15 protein-coding genes are annotated in these 14693 nt (G+C 74.0%); 11 read left to right on the forward strand and 4 right to left on the reverse strand.

Annotation, left to right across the window (positions count from 1 at the left end; all coding sequences use genetic code 11):
• The first annotated feature begins 34 nt into the window (after positions 1–34).
• The 7 genes from mshB to B085_RS0125590 all read left to right on the forward strand — a co-directional run bounded on the left by mshB (position 35) and on the right by B085_RS0125590 (position 7135).
• Complete coding sequence (gene mshB, locus B085_RS0125560) at positions 35–928, forward strand: N-acetyl-1-D-myo-inositol-2-amino-2-deoxy-alpha-D-glucopyranoside deacetylase (protein WP_018561452.1); 894 nt, start codon at positions 35–37, stop codon at positions 926–928.
• The gene (locus B085_RS0125565) at positions 925–1281 is read left to right on the forward strand and encodes a DUF6113 family protein (protein ID WP_018561453.1); all 357 of its coding nucleotides are present in this window, start codon (positions 925–927) and stop codon (positions 1279–1281) included. The genes mshB and B085_RS0125565 overlap by 4 nt, the downstream gene beginning before the upstream one ends.
• 194 nt (positions 1282–1475) lie before the next feature.
• A complete protein-coding gene (locus B085_RS49535; protein ID WP_026251432.1) occupies positions 1476–3584 on the forward strand; it encodes a hypothetical protein in 2109 nt (702 codons plus the stop codon).
• Between the two features lie 136 nt (positions 3585–3720).
• Positions 3721–4626 carry an ABC transporter ATP-binding protein gene (locus B085_RS0125575; protein ID WP_026251433.1) on the forward strand — a complete coding sequence of 302 codons (906 nt, stop codon included), beginning with the start codon at positions 3721–3723 and terminating at the stop codon, positions 4624–4626.
• On the forward strand, positions 4623–5336 hold the full coding sequence (locus B085_RS0125580) for an ABC transporter permease (protein ID WP_018561456.1): 714 nt from the start codon (positions 4623–4625) through the stop codon (positions 5334–5336). The genes B085_RS0125575 and B085_RS0125580 overlap by 4 nt, the downstream gene beginning before the upstream one ends.
• A 13-nt stretch (positions 5337–5349) precedes the next feature.
• A complete protein-coding gene (locus B085_RS0125585; RefSeq protein WP_018561457.1) occupies positions 5350–6597 on the forward strand; it encodes a sensor histidine kinase in 1248 nt (415 codons plus the stop codon).
• Positions 6527–7135 carry a response regulator gene (locus B085_RS0125590; RefSeq protein WP_026251434.1) on the forward strand — a complete coding sequence of 203 codons (609 nt, stop codon included), beginning with the start codon at positions 6527–6529 and terminating at the stop codon, positions 7133–7135. Before B085_RS0125585 ends, B085_RS0125590 begins: the two co-directional genes overlap by 71 nt.
• Positions 7136–7377: 242 nt before the next feature.
• On the opposite strand, the gene B085_RS0125595 is transcribed toward B085_RS0125590, so the two are convergent.
• Both B085_RS0125595 and B085_RS0125600 read right to left on the reverse strand, forming a co-directional pair.
• A complete protein-coding gene (locus tag B085_RS0125595) occupies positions 7378–8202 on the reverse strand; it encodes a transglutaminase-like domain-containing protein (RefSeq protein ID WP_018561459.1) in 825 nt (274 codons plus the stop codon).
• A 10-nt stretch (positions 8203–8212) separates the two neighbouring features.
• A complete protein-coding gene (locus tag B085_RS0125600) occupies positions 8213–9235 on the reverse strand; it encodes a GNAT family N-acetyltransferase (RefSeq protein WP_078620066.1) in 1023 nt (340 codons plus the stop codon).
• 113 nt (positions 9236–9348) lie between these two features.
• Between B085_RS0125600 and fdxA the strand changes: the two genes are divergently transcribed.
• Together fdxA and dapC are read left to right on the forward strand one after the other, a co-directional pair.
• Entirely contained in the window at positions 9349–9669 is a 321-nt protein-coding gene (fdxA, locus tag B085_RS0125605) for a ferredoxin (protein WP_018561461.1), read from the forward strand.
• A 95-nt stretch (positions 9670–9764) separates the two neighbouring features.
• Positions 9765–10877, forward strand: coding sequence for a succinyldiaminopimelate transaminase (gene dapC / locus B085_RS0125610; protein WP_018561462.1), 1113 nt, complete (start codon positions 9765–9767; stop codon positions 10875–10877).
• An 87-nt stretch (positions 10878–10964) separates the two neighbouring features.
• Here dapC and B085_RS0125615 read toward each other — a convergent pair whose 3' ends face one another.
• Positions 10965–11375, reverse strand: a complete 411-nt coding sequence (locus B085_RS0125615; protein ID WP_018561463.1) for a hypothetical protein — start codon at positions 11373–11375, stop codon at positions 10965–10967.
• Positions 11376–11660: 285 nt separating this feature from the next.
• Complete coding sequence (locus B085_RS0125620; RefSeq protein WP_018561464.1) at positions 11661–12680, reverse strand: hypothetical protein; 1020 nt, start codon at positions 12678–12680, stop codon at positions 11661–11663.
• Positions 12681–12744: 64 nt separating this feature from the next.
• On the opposite strand from B085_RS0125620, the gene dapE reads away from it, so the two are divergent.
• Together dapE and B085_RS43740 are read left to right on the forward strand one after the other, a co-directional pair.
• Complete coding sequence (dapE, locus tag B085_RS0125625) at positions 12745–13812, forward strand: succinyl-diaminopimelate desuccinylase (RefSeq protein ID WP_026251435.1); 1068 nt, start codon at positions 12745–12747, stop codon at positions 13810–13812.
• Positions 13813–13893: 81 nt separating this feature from the next.
• Complete coding sequence (locus B085_RS43740) at positions 13894–14688, forward strand: TIGR00730 family Rossman fold protein (protein ID WP_018561466.1); 795 nt, start codon at positions 13894–13896, stop codon at positions 14686–14688.
• The last annotated feature ends 5 nt before the right edge of the window (positions 14689–14693 follow it).

Genomic DNA, 14693 nt, shown 5'->3' on the forward strand with positions numbered 1-14693 from the left:
GGGAAAGCCCCAGGGCCTGCCCTAGGCTCTCCTCATGACCGCACTGCCCGCCCGGCGACTGCTGCTCGTCCACGCGCATCCCGACGACGAGTCGATCAACAACGGCGCCACCATGGCCAAGTACGCCGCCGAGGGCGCGCACGTCACCCTGGTGACGTGCACACTCGGTGAGGAGGGCGAGGTCATCCCGCCCGAGCTGGCACACCTGGCGCCCGATCGCGACGACACCCTCGGCGCGCACCGGACCGGCGAACTCGCCGACGCCATGGTCCAGCTCGGCGTCACCGACCACCGTTTCCTGGGCGGCCCCGGCCGCTTCCGGGACTCCGGGATGATGGGCGTGCCGCAGAACGACCGGCCCGACAGCTTCTGGCAGGCGGACCTCGACCTCGCGGCCTCCTACCTCGTGGAGGTGATCCGCGAGGTCCGTCCGCAGGTCCTGGTCGCCTACGACCCCGACGGCGGCTACGGGCACCCCGACCACATCAAGGCGCACCGGGTCGCCATGCGCGCCGCGGAGCTGGCCGCGGAGCCGGCCTACCGGCGCGACCTCGGCGACCCGCACTCCATCGCCAAGGTCTACTGGAACTGCGTCCCGCGAAGCGTGGTCGAGGAGGGCTTCGCCCGGCTGCGCGCGGCCGGCGGGCAGATCCCCTTCGAGGGCATCGCGACCGCCGACGACGTCCCGGGCCTGGTCGACGACGACCAGGTGACGGCCGCCATCGACGTGGAGGCCCGCTACGCCGAGCGCAAGGCCGCGGCGATGAAGGCCCATGTGACCCAGATCGCGGTCGACGGCCCGTTCTTCGCGCTCTCCAACGACCTCGGACAGCCCCTGTTCGGCGCCGAGTTCTACCGCCTGGTCAAGGGCGCCCCCGAGCCGGCCGGGGACCTGGAGGACGACCTGTTCGCGGGGACCGGGGCATGAGGCGCGCGGCCTACCCCGTGCTCGCGATCCTGGGCGCCCTGGTCGGCGTCGCGGGGTCCCTGGTGCAGGCCGCCTGGTTCCCGGGCGGGTTGCTGCTCGCGCTCGCCGGGAGCGCGGCGCTCTTCCACGGCGGTGCCAGGCTCACCGGCACGCGGCTGGGCGCCGTGGTGCCGGCGGCGGTGTGGCTGATCACCGTGATGCTGCTCAGTTCCGCCCGCCCGGAGGGTGATTTCCTGTTCGCCAACGGAATCAGCCCGTACGTCTACCTGTTGGGCGGAGCGATGGCGGGCGTGATGTCGGCCACGCTTGTGCAACCCCGTCCTCCCGCTGGTGGATCACTTGAGGCACCATAGGCGCCACGTTGCGTCCGTTACGGAGCGAACGTCGTCCGTTTTGGCGGCCGACGTCGCATAAACCCCTTTGATCAGGGCGGTCTCCATCCGGCGGGCAGGCGGCTCCGACGCGGTGCCCAGTATGGTGGTGCGCGCCGCCGGGCCGCCCGCGGAAAGGCCGTGACGGGTGGCGAAGCGAACCGGGAGAGCCTGCTTTGAGTCGTGAAACTGATCGTCCGTCCCCCGGCCCCCAGGGCCGGGGCGGAGCCGCGTACCCGTCGGGTACCCCGCCGTACGGAACCCGACCGTTTCCGTCGCTGCATCCGCAGGAGGGCCCGCGCGAGGGCGCTGCGAACGGGGAGCCCGCCGATGCTCCCGCAGCGGAGGAGACCAAGACCGAGACCACACTGACCACCCGGGTGCGCATCAACATCCCCGGGTCCCGGCCGATCCCGCCGGTCGTCGTCCGCACGCCCGTCGAGGGCGGCACGGAGGGCGAGGCGTTCGGCGGGTCCGCACCGGCCGCCCCCGCGGCCGAGGCGGCCCCGCCCGCCGGCTGGAACGCCGGAGGCGGCACCGGGGCCGGTCAGGGCGCCCCGGCGCCCGCGCCCGAGCCCGCCGCGGAGCCGGCTCCCGCGCCGCGGGGCGAGAAGCCGACGAGCGACTGGTTCGCGCCGCGGAAGGCCTCGCCGGCCACCCCCGAGGTGACCCAGGAGTTCTCCGCCCCCGAGCTCACCCAGCCGATCCAGCGCGGCGACATCCCCGCCCAGCCCGGTCCCCCGGAGCGCGGTCCGGTTCCCGGACCGGGTGCCGCCCCCGGCCTGCCCCGGCGCGGTGGCATCCCGTACCTGAACGACGGCGCGGTCGGCCCGGCCGGCCCCGGCGGCCCCGGCGGTCCCGTGGCGCCGGGCGGTCCTGGTGGTCCCGGCGGACCGGTGGGTCCCGGTGGACCGGTGGGTCCCGGCGGTCCTGGTGGTCCCGGCGGTCCCGGTGGCCCCGGCGGACCGGGGCGCCCCGCTCCGCCGCAGCGCCCGTTCCCCGGCGGTCCCGGCGCGGGACCCGCGGGTCCCGGAGCCGGTCTGCCCTTCCCTGGGCAGCAGCAGCAGCCGTCCGGGCCCACCGCGGGCCCGGTCACCGGTGAGATGCGCGTGCCCCCGGCGGGGCCCGCGGCCGGCCGTTCCCCGTACCCGACCCCGTTCCCGCCCTCCGCGTCCGAGCGGCTGTCCGGGGACACCGTCGTCAGCGGCATCCCGGCGGTTCCCCCCGCGGGGCCCTCGGTCAACCGGCCGGCCCCGGCCGGCGGCGAGATGTACCGCTTCGAGCAGGACGAGCCGGCGGCGCCCCCCGCCCGCCAGAGCGCGGCGGAGCCCAAGGCCAAGGGCCGCTCCAAGCTCATACTGGTGGGCGTCGGCGTGCTCGGCGTGCTCGGCATCGCCTACGGCGCCGGACTGCTGATGGACCACTCCGACGTGCCGGCCGGCACGACCGTCTACGGCGTCGGGATCGGCGGCAAGTCCAAGGACCAGGCCGTCGCGCTCCTCGACCAGGCGCTCGGCTCCCGCAAGAACGCGCCGATCACCGTCACCATCGGCGACGAGCGCAAGGCGCTCAAGCCGGCGGCCGCCGGTCTCGTCTTCGACACCGACGCGACCGTCGCCAACGTGGCGCACCGCGACTACAACCCGGTCACCGTCATCGGCTCGCTGTTCGGCGTCTCGCGTGCGGCCGACCCCGTGCTGACCACGGACAACGAGAAGCTCCGCGCCCAGTTGGAGAAGCTCTCCCAGGGGCTCGGCGGCTCCGGCTCCGAGGGCATGGTCAAGTTCGTGAACGGCAAGGCCGTCGCCGTCCCCGGCAAGCCCCACCAGGGCGTGGACGCGGGCGCCTCGGTCGACGTCGTCATCAGCGCGTACTCCACGCAGGTCGCCACCGGCAAGCCGGGCACCGTGAGCCTGAAGGCCACCACCGTCCAGCCCAAGGTGACCCAGGAGGAGCTCGACAAGGCCGTCGACGGCTTCGGGAAGACGGCCATGTCCGGCTTCGTCACCGTCCGCGCGGGCGCCGCGGAGATCCCGTTCAGCCCGCAGAAGTCGCTGTCGCAGATCCTCACGATGGTTCCGGACCAGGACGGCAACCTGACCCCGTACATCGACCGCAAGGTGCTCCAGGGCCTGTACGGCGGCGCCTTCGACGGGGTGCTGGTCGAGCGCGGCGACGGCAGCAAGACCGCCGTCACCCCGGAGGACGTCGCCTCCGCGATGCTGCCCGCGCTGCAGACCTCCGACGCCGCCAAGAAGACCGTGACCATCGAGGGCACCTCCTGACCCCCGGTCGCCCGTTCCACGTGTGACGGCTGTGGCCCCGGTACCCGTACCGGGGCCACACCCATGACATCTGTCACCCGCGGGACAGGACGCCGGGCACTGCCGCCCGGATACCGCCGTCCGCGAGGCTTTCGTCATGACCGCAACAGTGTTCACGCACGTGAGCAAGAGCTTCGGTCAGGTCCGGGCCGTCGACGACCTGAGCCTGACCCTCCACCCCGGTGAGACCGTCGCCCTGCTGGGCCCGAACGGCGCCGGCAAGTCGACCACCCTCGACCTGCTCCTGGGGCTGCGCGTCCCCGACTCCGGCACCGTCGAGGTCTTCGGCACCACCCCGCGCCGGGCGATCGCCGAGGGCCGGGTCGGCGCCGTGCTGCAGAGCGGCGGCCTCATGGAGGAGGTCACCGTGCGCGAGCTCGTACGGCTCGCCTGCGACCTGCACCCGCGCGCCCACCCCGTCGCCGAGGTGCTGGCGGCCGCCGGACTGGAGTCCATCGCCGACCGCAAGGTCGACAAGCTCTCCGGCGGCCAGGAGCAGCGCGTGCGCTTCGCCCTGGCCACGGCCGGCGCGAGCGACCTGCTGATCCTCGACGAGCCCACCACCGGCATGGACGTCTCCGCCCGGCAGGCCTTCTGGGAGGCCATGCGCGGCCAGGTGAAGCAGGGCCGCACGGTGCTCTTCGCGACCCACTACCTGGAGGAGGCGGACGCCGTCGCCGACCGGGTGCTCGTCCTGCAGGGCGGCCGGCTGGTGGCCGACGGCACCGCCGCCGAGATCAAGGCGCGGGCCGGGGTCCGGCGTATCGTCTTCGACCTGGACACCGCGCCGCAGGAGTCCGCCCTGCGGGCGCTGCCGCGGGTCACGGACGTGGAGATCACCGGCCGCACGGTGCGCATCCGCTCCACGGACGCCGACGCGACGGTGCACGCCGTCTACGCCGCCGGGCTCTACCCCCGGCACCTGGAGGTCGCCGGGCTCGGCCTGGAGCAGGCCTTCCTGGCCATCACGGAGTCGTCCGAGAAGGAGGTGGCGGCGCGATGAGGACGCTGGCCCGGCTGGAGATCCTGCGCGTCCTGCGCAACCGCAAGTTCATGTTCTTCTCGGTGCTGTACCCGGTGCTGCTCTTCATGATCCTGACGGCCGGTCAGAAGGCCGCGATGGTGCCGTACTACATGGTCGCGATGTGCGCCTTCGGCGCCATGACCGCCGTGCTCATGGGCAACTCCGAGCGGATCGCGCGGGAGCGCGACAAGGGCTGGGTGCGCCAGTTGCGGCTCACCGCCCTTCCCGGGCGGGGCTACGTCCTGGCCAAGGTCGCCGCGGCCGCCACCGTCAGCCTGCCCTCGATCGTGCTCGTGCTGCTCGCCGGCGGCGCCGTGAAGGGCGTGCGGATGGCCGCCTGGCAGTGGGCCGGGGTGCTCCTGACCAGCTGGGCGGGGAGCTTCGTCTTCGCGGCGCTGGGCGTGGCCATCGGCTACGTCGCCTCGGCGGAGACCGCCCGCCCCGTCGCGATGATCGCCTACTTCGGGCTCGCCCTGCTCGGCGGTCTGTGGGTGCCCTTCGACTCCTTCCCCGGCTGGCTGCGCGACATCGCGGAGCTGCTCCCGTCCCGGCCGTACGCGGCGCTCGGCCAGGCCGTCGAGTCCGGCCGCGCCCCGCACGCCGGGGACGTCGCGGTGCTGGTCGTGTACGGGCTGGTGTTCGCCGGGACAGCCGCTTGGATGTACCGCAAGGACACCGCGAAGGCCTGAGAGGAGAAGGACCGTGCCCGCCGGAACGACGCAGCAGCGGGAGTCCGCCGAGCCCCGGGACGCCCCGGCGATCGGCAGGGCCCCGGAGAACCGCCGCCAGGCAGTCGTCAAGCTGGTCTGGGTGGCCATGTGGATGCTCTACCTCGGCGCCCCGGTCAGCGACCTCGCCGAGGGCGGGCACGGCCTGACCGCGACCGTGCTCGGCTGGCTCGGGCTCACCGCCTTCGTCGGCGCCTACCTGGGCATCGTCTTCCTGCGGACGAACGCCGAACACCAGCCGCGCTGGGTGTACGGGCAGCTCCTGCTGCTCGGCGCGCTGGCCCTGCTGATGACGTTCACCCTGGGCGAGGCCTTCCTCGTGCTGTTCGTCTACCTCGCCGTCGGCTGCGGGGCGGTGCTGCCCGGCCGCCAGGCCCGCTGGGCGATCCCGCTGGTCACCGCGGTGCTCGCGGCCGTCGCCGGGCTCACCGGGGCGGCCCGGGACCTGGTGCTCTCGCTGCTCGTGCCGTGCCTGCTCGGCGGCTACGCCATGATGGGCGTGCGCCAGCTGGTGCGGACCACCCGCGAGCTGCGCGAGGCCCGGGCGGCCGTCGCCCAGCTCGCGGCCACGGAGGAGCGGCTGCGGCTCGCCCGCGACCTGCACGACCTGCTGGGCCACTCGCTGTCGCTGATCACCCTCAAGAGCGAACTGGCCGGACGCATGCTCCCCGGCCGCCCCGAGGACGCCGCCGCGCAGGTCGCCGACATCGAGCGGGTCAGCAGGCAGGCCCTGGTGGACGTCCGCGAGGCCGTCAGCGGCTACCGCAGGCCCACCCTCGCCGCCGAGCTCGCCGGCGCCCGAGGCGTCCTGCAGGCCGCCGGTATCCGCGCCCGGCTGCCCGGGACGGTGACCGCCCCGCTCACCCCGGAGGCCGAGGCAGCGCTGGCCTGGGCCCTGCGCGAGGCCGTCACCAACGTCGTACGGCACAGCGGTGCCTCCCGCTGCGCGGTCACGGTCGACGAGGACGAGGGCACGGTACGGCTCACCGTCGCCGACGACGGCCGGGGCCCCGGAGCCGGCGGCACACGCCGCGGCAACGGCCTGACCGGCCTGGGGGAGCGCCTGCTGCTCGCCGGCGGCCGCCTGGAGACCGTCGCGGACGGCGGCTTCACCCTCCGCGCCGTCGTCCCGGCCGACTACGCTCACGGCCATGATCCGGGTGCTGCTGGCGGAGGACCAGTCGATGGTGCGCGAGGCCCTGGCCGCGCTGCTGGGACTTGAGGGGGACATCGAGGTGGTCGCCCAGGTCGCCCGCGGCGAGGACGTCGTCGGCGCGGCCCACGACGCCGGGGCGCAGGTCGCGCTGCTCGACATCGAGATGCCCGGCGCGATGACCGGCCTCGACGCTGCGGCCGCCGTACGGGCGGCACTGCCGCAGGTGCGGGTGGTCATCGTCACGACGTTCGGGCGGCCCGGGTACCTGCGCCGGGCGATGGAGGCGGGCGCCGACGCGTTCCTGGTCAAGGACGCGCCCGCGGGGCAACTCGCGGATGCGGTACGCAGGGTGCTGCGGGGGGAGAAGGTGATCGACCCGGTGCTCGCGGCGGCCGCGCTGTCGGAGGGGGCCGACCCCCTCACCCCGCGGGAGCGCGACGTCCTGCGTGCGGCGGCCGACGGTTCCCTCAACGCGGACATCGCCCGCCGTCTCCACCTCTCCGAGGGGACCGTCCGCAACTACCTCTCCACCGCGATCCAGAAGACCGCCGCCCGCAACCGCGCCGAGGCGGTGCGCATCGCCCTGGAACGCGGCTGGCTCTAGGCGGTCCGCGTCTCCCGCCGTCTCGCGCCCTGCGGGCGCAAACACGCGGGCTGCGGCGCCCGGCCCACCATCAAGCCCACCCGCTCCGGAGCTTGAACCCCGGCACGAACCGACCTGCTGACCGCCGACCGGCCCCGGCCGCACCCTCCCGTCCGCAGCCCGCCGCTTCGCGTCCGAAGGGCGCGAGACGAACCCGCACCCGCCCACCGGCACTCACCGGCACCCACCCGACCCGAACCCCGTCAGTTGAGCAGCGCGCGGGCGGCCCGCGCCTGCCGGCGCATGGCCGTCGCGGCGTCCGGTTCCGCCTCCGCGAGCACGTCCGCGTACGCCTCCATCTCCGCCGCGCCCCGCGCGAAGTCCCCCTTGCGCACCAGCAACTGCGCGTGCTCGAAGCGCAACCGCGCCGGATGGTGGGGCAGCAGCAGCGCCAGCTCCACCGCCCACAGCTGCGTGCCCAGGTGCTCGGGCCGCGCCGAGGCCCAGGCGCGGATGTTGCTGAGCACGCGCAGCACGATGTCGAGCGGATCCGCGGGCTCCATCATCGCCGGGGACGGCGCGGTCCCCGTCGCGCCCGCCACCAGCAGCCGCACGTCCTCCTCGCCGAGCCGCCGGCCGCCGTTGAAGGGGTCGGCCGGCACGAAGGCGCCCGCGGGGTCGCCGAAGCCCACGACGAAGTGCCCGGGGAGGGCGACCCCGTGGACCGGTCCGCCGGCCCGCCGGACGACCTCCATCCAGACCACCGACAGCAGGATCGGCAGCCCGCGCCGCCGCCGCAGCACCTCGTGCAGCAGCGAGGACTCCAGCCGCTGGTAGTCGGCGGGGGAGCCGCCGAACCCGCAGCGGCCGCCGAGCAGTTCCGCGGCGGCGTCGGCCCAGTCGGCGGGTGCGGTGAGACCGTACGGCAGGAGCCCGGCGAGGCGGTCGAGTTCCATCTGCGCCGCGTCCGTCCCGGCCTCGTCGAGGGACGGGTCGGCCACGGCCCCGATGAGCAGGCACAGCTCCGCGAGGTCGGGGCGCGGCTCGCGGGCGGCCTCGGTGAAGCGCTGCCTGATGGCGTCGTCCATACCGGGCTTCTCACCCTCCCGCGGGCAGCGGGCCGCGCCGGTAGTGGTAGGCGTGGTGGGTGGTGAAGCCCATCCGGTCGTAGAGGGCGCGTGCGCCCTCGTTGTCGGTCTCGACCTGCAGGTACGCGCCGGAGGCGCCCTCGTCCAGCGCCCTGCGGGCGAGCGCGGCCATCACGGCCCGGGCCAGCCCGCGCCGCCGCTGGTCCGGGACCACCTCGACGGCACCGAAGGAGGCGAACCGGCCGTCGACGGCGCAGCGGCCGATCGCCGCCGGCCCGGCGGCGGGGTCGCCTTCCCCCGGCACGGTGGCGAACCACACGGAGGGACCGCCGCCCAGCACCTTCAGCGCCGCGTCGCCCAGGTCACCCGTGCGGTGGTAGCGGGCGAGCCAGGCCGCGTCGGCCTCTCGGGACAGGTGCACGGCCTCGGCGCCCGGGAGGTCGGCGATCGGCGCCAGCGCGGCCGTGCGCAGCAGGGCGTGGCCCTCCGCCGTCCAGCCGAGGCCGCCCAGCGCCTCCGCCAGCGTCTCGTCGGAGTCCTCCGCGCCCGTGGTGACCTGCACATACGGCGGCAGTCCGCGGTCCCCGTACCAGCGGGCGATCCGTGCGACGGCCTCCGTCAGGGGTACGCCCGGATCGCCGAGCGGCAGCACGGAGTTGGCGCGCCGGGTGAAGCCGCCGGCCGCGCGGAGCGTCCACGCGCCCAGCCGGGCGGTCTCCTGCGCGGGCCAGCAGCGGGAGGCCGATTCCTGCAGTTCCCGGGCCGTCGCGCGGGGCGCCCGGGCCCCGCGGCGCGCCGGTGCGTCGGGCACGATCTTGCCTGCCACCAGGGACGATTCCGCGATGCGGACGGTTTCCCCGTCCCTACGGGTGACGACAAGCACCCCTTCGTCCCACGATGTGAGAATTCCGACGGCGTCGGCGAACACCGGCCGTCCCTCGACGATCTCCGCGACTCTCCGTACCGAGACGCGTTTGCCCACGTCAGAAGGGGTTATGCGCACCTCGAGCCGGCCTCCGGCGGTGAAATCCATGCTCATGACCGCCCCTCCTGTTCGTCTGCTGCCCAAGAACGGAGATACTAGGGGCGGGCATCTACGACGCCGCGCTCCCGCGCGAGACAGCCCTATCGAGGAGGAACGACAGCGTGACCTACGTCATCGCGCAGCCTTGTGTCGACGTCAAGGACAAGGCGTGCATCGAGGAGTGCCCCGTCGACTGCATCTACGAGGGCCAGCGGTCCTTGTACATCCACCCGGACGAATGCGTCGACTGCGGAGCCTGTGAGCCGGTCTGCCCGGTGGAGGCCATCTTCTACGAGGACGACACCCCGGAGGAGTGGAAGGACTACTACAAGGCGAACGTCGAGTTCTTCGACGAGCTCGGCTCGCCCGGTGGTGCCTCCAAGCTCGGGCTGATCGAGCGCGACCACCCCTTCATCGCCGCCCTGCCGCCGCAGGGCGAGTGACCCGACAGTTGCCGGGCGGTCCCGTACGGCACATCGCCGTGCGGGACCGCCGTGTTTGAGGCAGTGGCAGGCCGCGTGCCTGCGAGGAACGGAAAGTGAGCACCACCGTGGCGCAGCCAGTCTCGTCCAGACTCCCCGTCTTCCCGTGGGACCGGCTCGAACCGTACAAGGCCACGGCGGCCGCCCATCCCGGCGGCATCGTCGACCTGTCGGTCGGCACCCCGGTCGACCCCGTCCCGCACATCGTGCAGCGGGCCCTGGCCGGGGCCGCGGACAGCCCCGGGTACCCGACCGTGTGGGGGACGCCCGAGCTGCGCGCCGCCATCACCGGCTGGGCCGGGCGCCGGCTGGGCGCCACCGGGCTGACCGACGCGCACGTGCTGCCGGTGGTCGGCTCCAAGGAGCTGGTCGCCTGGCTGCCGACCCAACTGGGCCTCGGCGCGGGCGACAAGGTGGCGTACCCGCGGCTCGCCTACCCGACGTACGAGGTCGGGGCGCGGCTGGCGGGCGCCGAGGCGGTCGTCTACGACGAACCGACCGAGCCCGACCCGGCCGGACTGCGTCTCCTGTGGCTCAACAGCCCCTCCAACCCCACCGGTCGGGTGCTGTCCAAGGACGAGCTGACCCGTGCGGTCGCCTGGGCTCGCGCGCACGGCGTGCTGGTGTTCAGCGACGAGTGCTACCTGGAGCTGGGCTGGGACGCCGACCCGGTCTCGGTGCTGCACCCGGACGTCTGCGGCGGCTCCTACGAGGGCATCGTGGCCGTCCACTCCCTGTCCAAGCGCTCCAACCTGGCCGGCTACCGCTCGGCCTTCCTCCTGGGCGACCCGGCCGTGCTGGGCGAGCTGCTGCAGATCCGCAAGCACGGCGGCATGATGACGCCCGCCCCGGTGCAGGCCGCCACGGTCGCCGCGCTCGGGGACGACGCCCATGTGGCCCGGCAGCGCGAGCGCTACGCGCGGCGGCGGGCGGCGCTGCGGGAGGCCTTCGAGACCGCCGGCTTCCGCGTGGAGCACAGCGAGGCGAGCCTGTACCTGTGGGCCACGCGCGACGAGTCCTGCTGGGACACCGTGGCGGACCTGTCCAAGCACGGCATCCTCGTGGCGCCCGGCGACTTCTACGGTGCGGCGGGGGAGCGGTACGTACGGATCGCCTTCACGGCCACGGACGAGCGGGTCGCGGCGGCGGTGCGCCGGCTGTCCTCCTGAGCCCGCGGCACCACGACGGCGCACACGACGGCGCAAAGGGCCCGGGGAGCACCGCTCCCCGGGCCCTTTCGGTCCGGCTGTGGGGGGTCAGCCGCCGATGGGGAGGCCCTGGAGGGGCAGTTGGCCGGTGGAGGGGAGGCCGCCCGGCAGCCCGCCCTTGGCGGTCTTCCCGAGCTCCTGGGCGGCGCCGCCGACGGTCGTGGCGGCCTGCGTCGCCGTGCCCTTGACGGTCGGCTGTGCGCTCTTGGCCAGGCCGCCGACCGTCTCTGTCGTCGCGGGCAGCGCCTCCTGCACGGTCTTCACGGCGCCGGACTTCTTGGCCACACCGTTCACGGTGCCGGTGAGCTCGGGGGCCTTGTCCACGTTGGTCAGCCCACCCAGGTCGCCGACCTGCGGCAGCGCGGCGGCGGACGCGGCACCGGCACCGATGAGGGGAGCCGCGGCCGCGCCGACCAGCAGAGCGGCCCGGGCGATCCGACGCGCGAGGGGGAGAGACATGGTGCTCCTTTTACGGAGAGACGACGGTTTCGACGTGACATGTCCGCGGGGCGGACGTCGTGACTACCGCGTGAAGGGGGCCGAAGGTTGCGGCCGCCAAGAGTAAAGAGTTGGTAATGCGATGGGATTCCCGGGGCGGTAAAGCGGATCAATTCGGGCGGAGCGGTAAGTGTCGCGGAAACGTCACAGCCCTTGATCAGAAGCTTTTTTCGCACCCCCGAACGAGGGGATTCGCATCTGATGGGTTTGGCGTATCAATCACCCGCCTGGGGGTGAATACCCGCACTATTGCGCGACGGTGATCCTGACGTCGCCCCCGGTCTTGTGCGCGGCACCGGAACGCGATTCGGTCCAGCCCCGGTCGGAGGTCTCCGCCGACCACTGGCGGTCCCCGAAGGACACCTTCTCCACCCTCAGTTCTTGAGCGTGCGCCACCGCCCACTGAGCCAGCTCCCAGCCCCGCCGGCTCTCGTCGCCGTGCGCCTGGTTCCCCGCCGGGGCCGACGGAACGGACACCGTGCGCCGGGCCGGACCCCCGCCCCGCGCACCGTTCTTGGCGTCCTGCGCGGCCTCGTCCCGCGCGGCATCGTCCTCCGGGTCCGCGGGCGTCTCGATGGTCCGCGGCGCCACATCGGCCCCGAACTCCCGCACCAGCCGCTGCCGCACCTTCGCCGGGTCGCCCCCGGAGACCGTCCTCCCCGCGGCGACCGGGGTGACACAGGTCAGCGCCCCGGCGTGGCGGCCGGTGAGCGCCCCGGCCAGCAGGGCGGCGTCCGCCTCGTGCTTGGCGTACGCCTGCGGGAAGCCGCTCTTCTGCACTTTCTGGGCGGCCACCGTGAGGGGGAGCCGGGAATAGCCGTGGATCTTCACCAGGCCGTCGAAGAATTCGTTGGAGGCGTAGACCGGGTCCATGATCTGCGCCGCCGTGCCCCAGCCCTGCGAAGGGCGCTGCTGGAACAGGCCGACCGAGTCGCGGTCGCCGTGGTCGAGATTGCGCAGCGCCGACTCCTGCATGGAGGTGGCCAGCGCTATCGTCACCGCCCGCTCCGGCAGCCCGCGCGAGGTCGCCACCGCGGCGATCGTCGAGGCGTTCGCCGCCTGCTGGGGCTCCAGGGTGAGGCTGCCCGCCTGCGTGGTGACCGTGCACGCCGGATGGCGCGGACCGCCCCCGACACCGGCCAGGTGGTAGGCGGCGTAGCCCGCGACCCCCAGCAGGACCAGGCCCGCGGTGACCAGACGGGCAGCGCGCCCCCGCCTGCGGGGGGCGCGTGCGGCGGGTGTCGAGGTCGACGGTGGCTTCGGCACGCGCACACCGTACCGAAGCCCGCTGCGCCGGGGCCCCGACCCGCCCCCGGGTAGGGTCGGCGGCATGGAACGGCCCGTGCTCGATCTCAGCCAGGACGCCGCCGCCGTGACGGCGCAGCTCGTCGACATCCCCTCCGTCAGCCTCGCCGAGAAACCGCTGGCGGACGCCGTGGAGAGCGCCCTGCGCGCCCTGCCGCACCTGACGGTGGACCGGGACGGGGACGCCGTCGTCGCCCGCACGCGGCTCGGCCGGGCCGAGCGGGTCGTGCTCGCCGGGCACCTGGACACCGTGCCGATCGCCGAGAACGTGCCGTCCCGCCTCGACGAGGACGGCGTCCTGTGGGGCTGCGGCACCTCCGACATGAAGTCCGGGGTCGCCGTCCAGCTGCGGCTCGCCGCCACCCTCACCGCACCCAACCGCGACCTGACCTTCGTCTTCTACGACGCCGAGGAGATCGCGGCGGAGCACAACGGCCTCAAGCGGCTCGCCGAGAACCACCCGGAATGGCTCGCCGGCGACTTCGCCGTCCTCCTTGAGCCCACCGACGCCAAGGTCGAGGGCGGCTGCCAGGGCACCCTGCGGGTGCGCGTGGAGACCACCGGCCGCCGCGCCCACTCCGCGCGCAGCTGGCTGGGCGAGAACGCCATCCACAAGGCCGCGCCCGTGCTGGCCCGGCTCGCCGCCTACGAGCCGCGGCAGGCGGCCGTCGACGGCCTCGTCTACCGCGAGGGGCTCAACGCGGTCATGATCGAGGGCGGTCACGCCGGCAACGTGATCCCCGACTCCTGTGCGGTGATCGTCAACTTCCGCTTCGCCCCCGACCGTTCCGAGGCCGAGGCCTTCGACCACGTCCGCGAGGTCTTCGAGGGCTACGAGGTGCGGCTCACCGACAGCGCCCCCGGTGCCCTGCCGGGCCTGTCCCACCCGGCGGCGGCCGCCTTCGTCGCGGCCATCGGCACCGAGCCCGCGCCCAAGGAGGCCTGGACCGACGTGGCCCGCTTCTCCGCGCTGGGCGTCCCCGCGGTCAACTACGGTCCCGGTGACCCCCGGCTCGCCCACACGCGCGAGGAGCACGTCGCCGTCGCCGCCGTCCTGGAGGCGGAGGAGAAGCTGCGTGCCTGGCTCTCGTAACGGGCAATTCAGCGGCGCGTTCTTGATCCGCCCGCCGGACGCGGTCGTACCCTGACCGGACGGCAGCGAAAGGAGCGCGACATGGACAGTGACGCGGAGGAGGCGTCGGCCGCCGAGACAGCCGCGGCGGAGGGCCGCCCCACGGGGCGCGGCTGGCCCGAGCGCCACACCGGTCCCGTCCTGCGGCGCCGGGGCCAGGTGCAGAAGTCCACGACCGACCAGCGGCTGCTGGACACCCGTGGACCCTCGGACTGGGTCCACGGCGACCCGTGGCGCGTGATGCGCATCCAGTCGGAGTTCGTCGAGGGCTTCGGCGCGCTCGCCGAACTCGGCAGCGCGGTCAGCGTCTTCGGTTCCGCCCGGATGGCCGAGGGCTCGGCCGACTACGAGACCGGCGTCCGCATCGGCCGTGCCCTGGCCGAGGCGGGCTTCGCCGTCATCACCGGCGGCGGCCCCGGCGCCATGGAGGCGGCCAACCGGGGCGCCTGCGAGGCAGGCGGGGTCTCGGTGGGCCTGGGCATCGAGCTCCCCTTCGAGCAGGGGCTCAACCCGTACGTCGACATCGGCGTGAACTTCCGGTACTTCTTCGTCCGCAAGACGATGTTCGTGAAGTACGCCTCCGGGTTCATCGTGCTGCCGGGCGGCTTCGGCACCCTCGACGAGCTCTTCGAGGCCCTCACGCTGGTCCAGACCCGCAAGGTCACGCGGTTCCCCATCGTCCTGTTCGGCTCCGCCTACTGGCGCGGCCTGGTCGACTGGGTCCGCGACACCGTCGTGGACGGCGGCAAGGCGTCCCCCGTCGACCTGGAACTCCTCCACGTCACGGACGACGTCGACGAGGCGGTCGCCCTGGTGACCAAGGAGATCGGCGACTGACAGGC

The sequence above is a fragment of the Streptomyces sp. BoleA5 genome (genome assembly GCF_000373665.1).
GTDB lineage: Bacteria > Actinomycetota > Actinomycetes > Streptomycetales > Streptomycetaceae > Actinacidiphila.

Bases quoted from the DNA above. Each gene is read 5' to 3' on its own strand.
- mshB (WP_018561452.1), top strand. From the start codon at position 35: ATGACCGCACTGCCCGCCCGGCGACTGCTGCTCGTCCACGCGCATCCC.
- B085_RS0125565 (WP_018561453.1), top strand. From the start codon at position 925: ATGAGGCGCGCGGCCTACCCCGTGCTCGCGATCCTGGGCGCCCTGGTC.
- B085_RS0125575 (WP_026251433.1), top strand. From the start codon at position 3,721: ATGACCGCAACAGTGTTCACGCACGTGAGCAAGAGCTTCGGTCAGGTC.
- B085_RS0125580 (WP_018561456.1), top strand. From the start codon at position 4,623: ATGAGGACGCTGGCCCGGCTGGAGATCCTGCGCGTCCTGCGCAACCGC.
- B085_RS0125590 (WP_026251434.1), top strand. From the start codon at position 6,527: ATGATCCGGGTGCTGCTGGCGGAGGACCAGTCGATGGTGCGCGAGGCC.
- B085_RS0125595 (WP_018561459.1), bottom strand. From the start codon at position 8,202: ATGGACGACGCCATCAGGCAGCGCTTCACCGAGGCCGCCCGCGAGCCG.
- B085_RS0125600 (WP_078620066.1), bottom strand. From the start codon at position 9,235: ATGGATTTCACCGCCGGAGGCCGGCTCGAGGTGCGCATAACCCCTTCT.
- B085_RS0125615 (WP_018561463.1), bottom strand. From the start codon at position 11,375: ATGTCTCTCCCCCTCGCGCGTCGGATCGCCCGGGCCGCTCTGCTGGTC.
- dapE (WP_026251435.1), top strand. From the start codon at position 12,745: ATGGAACGGCCCGTGCTCGATCTCAGCCAGGACGCCGCCGCCGTGACG.
- B085_RS43740 (WP_018561466.1), top strand. From the start codon at position 13,894: ATGGACAGTGACGCGGAGGAGGCGTCGGCCGCCGAGACAGCCGCGGCG.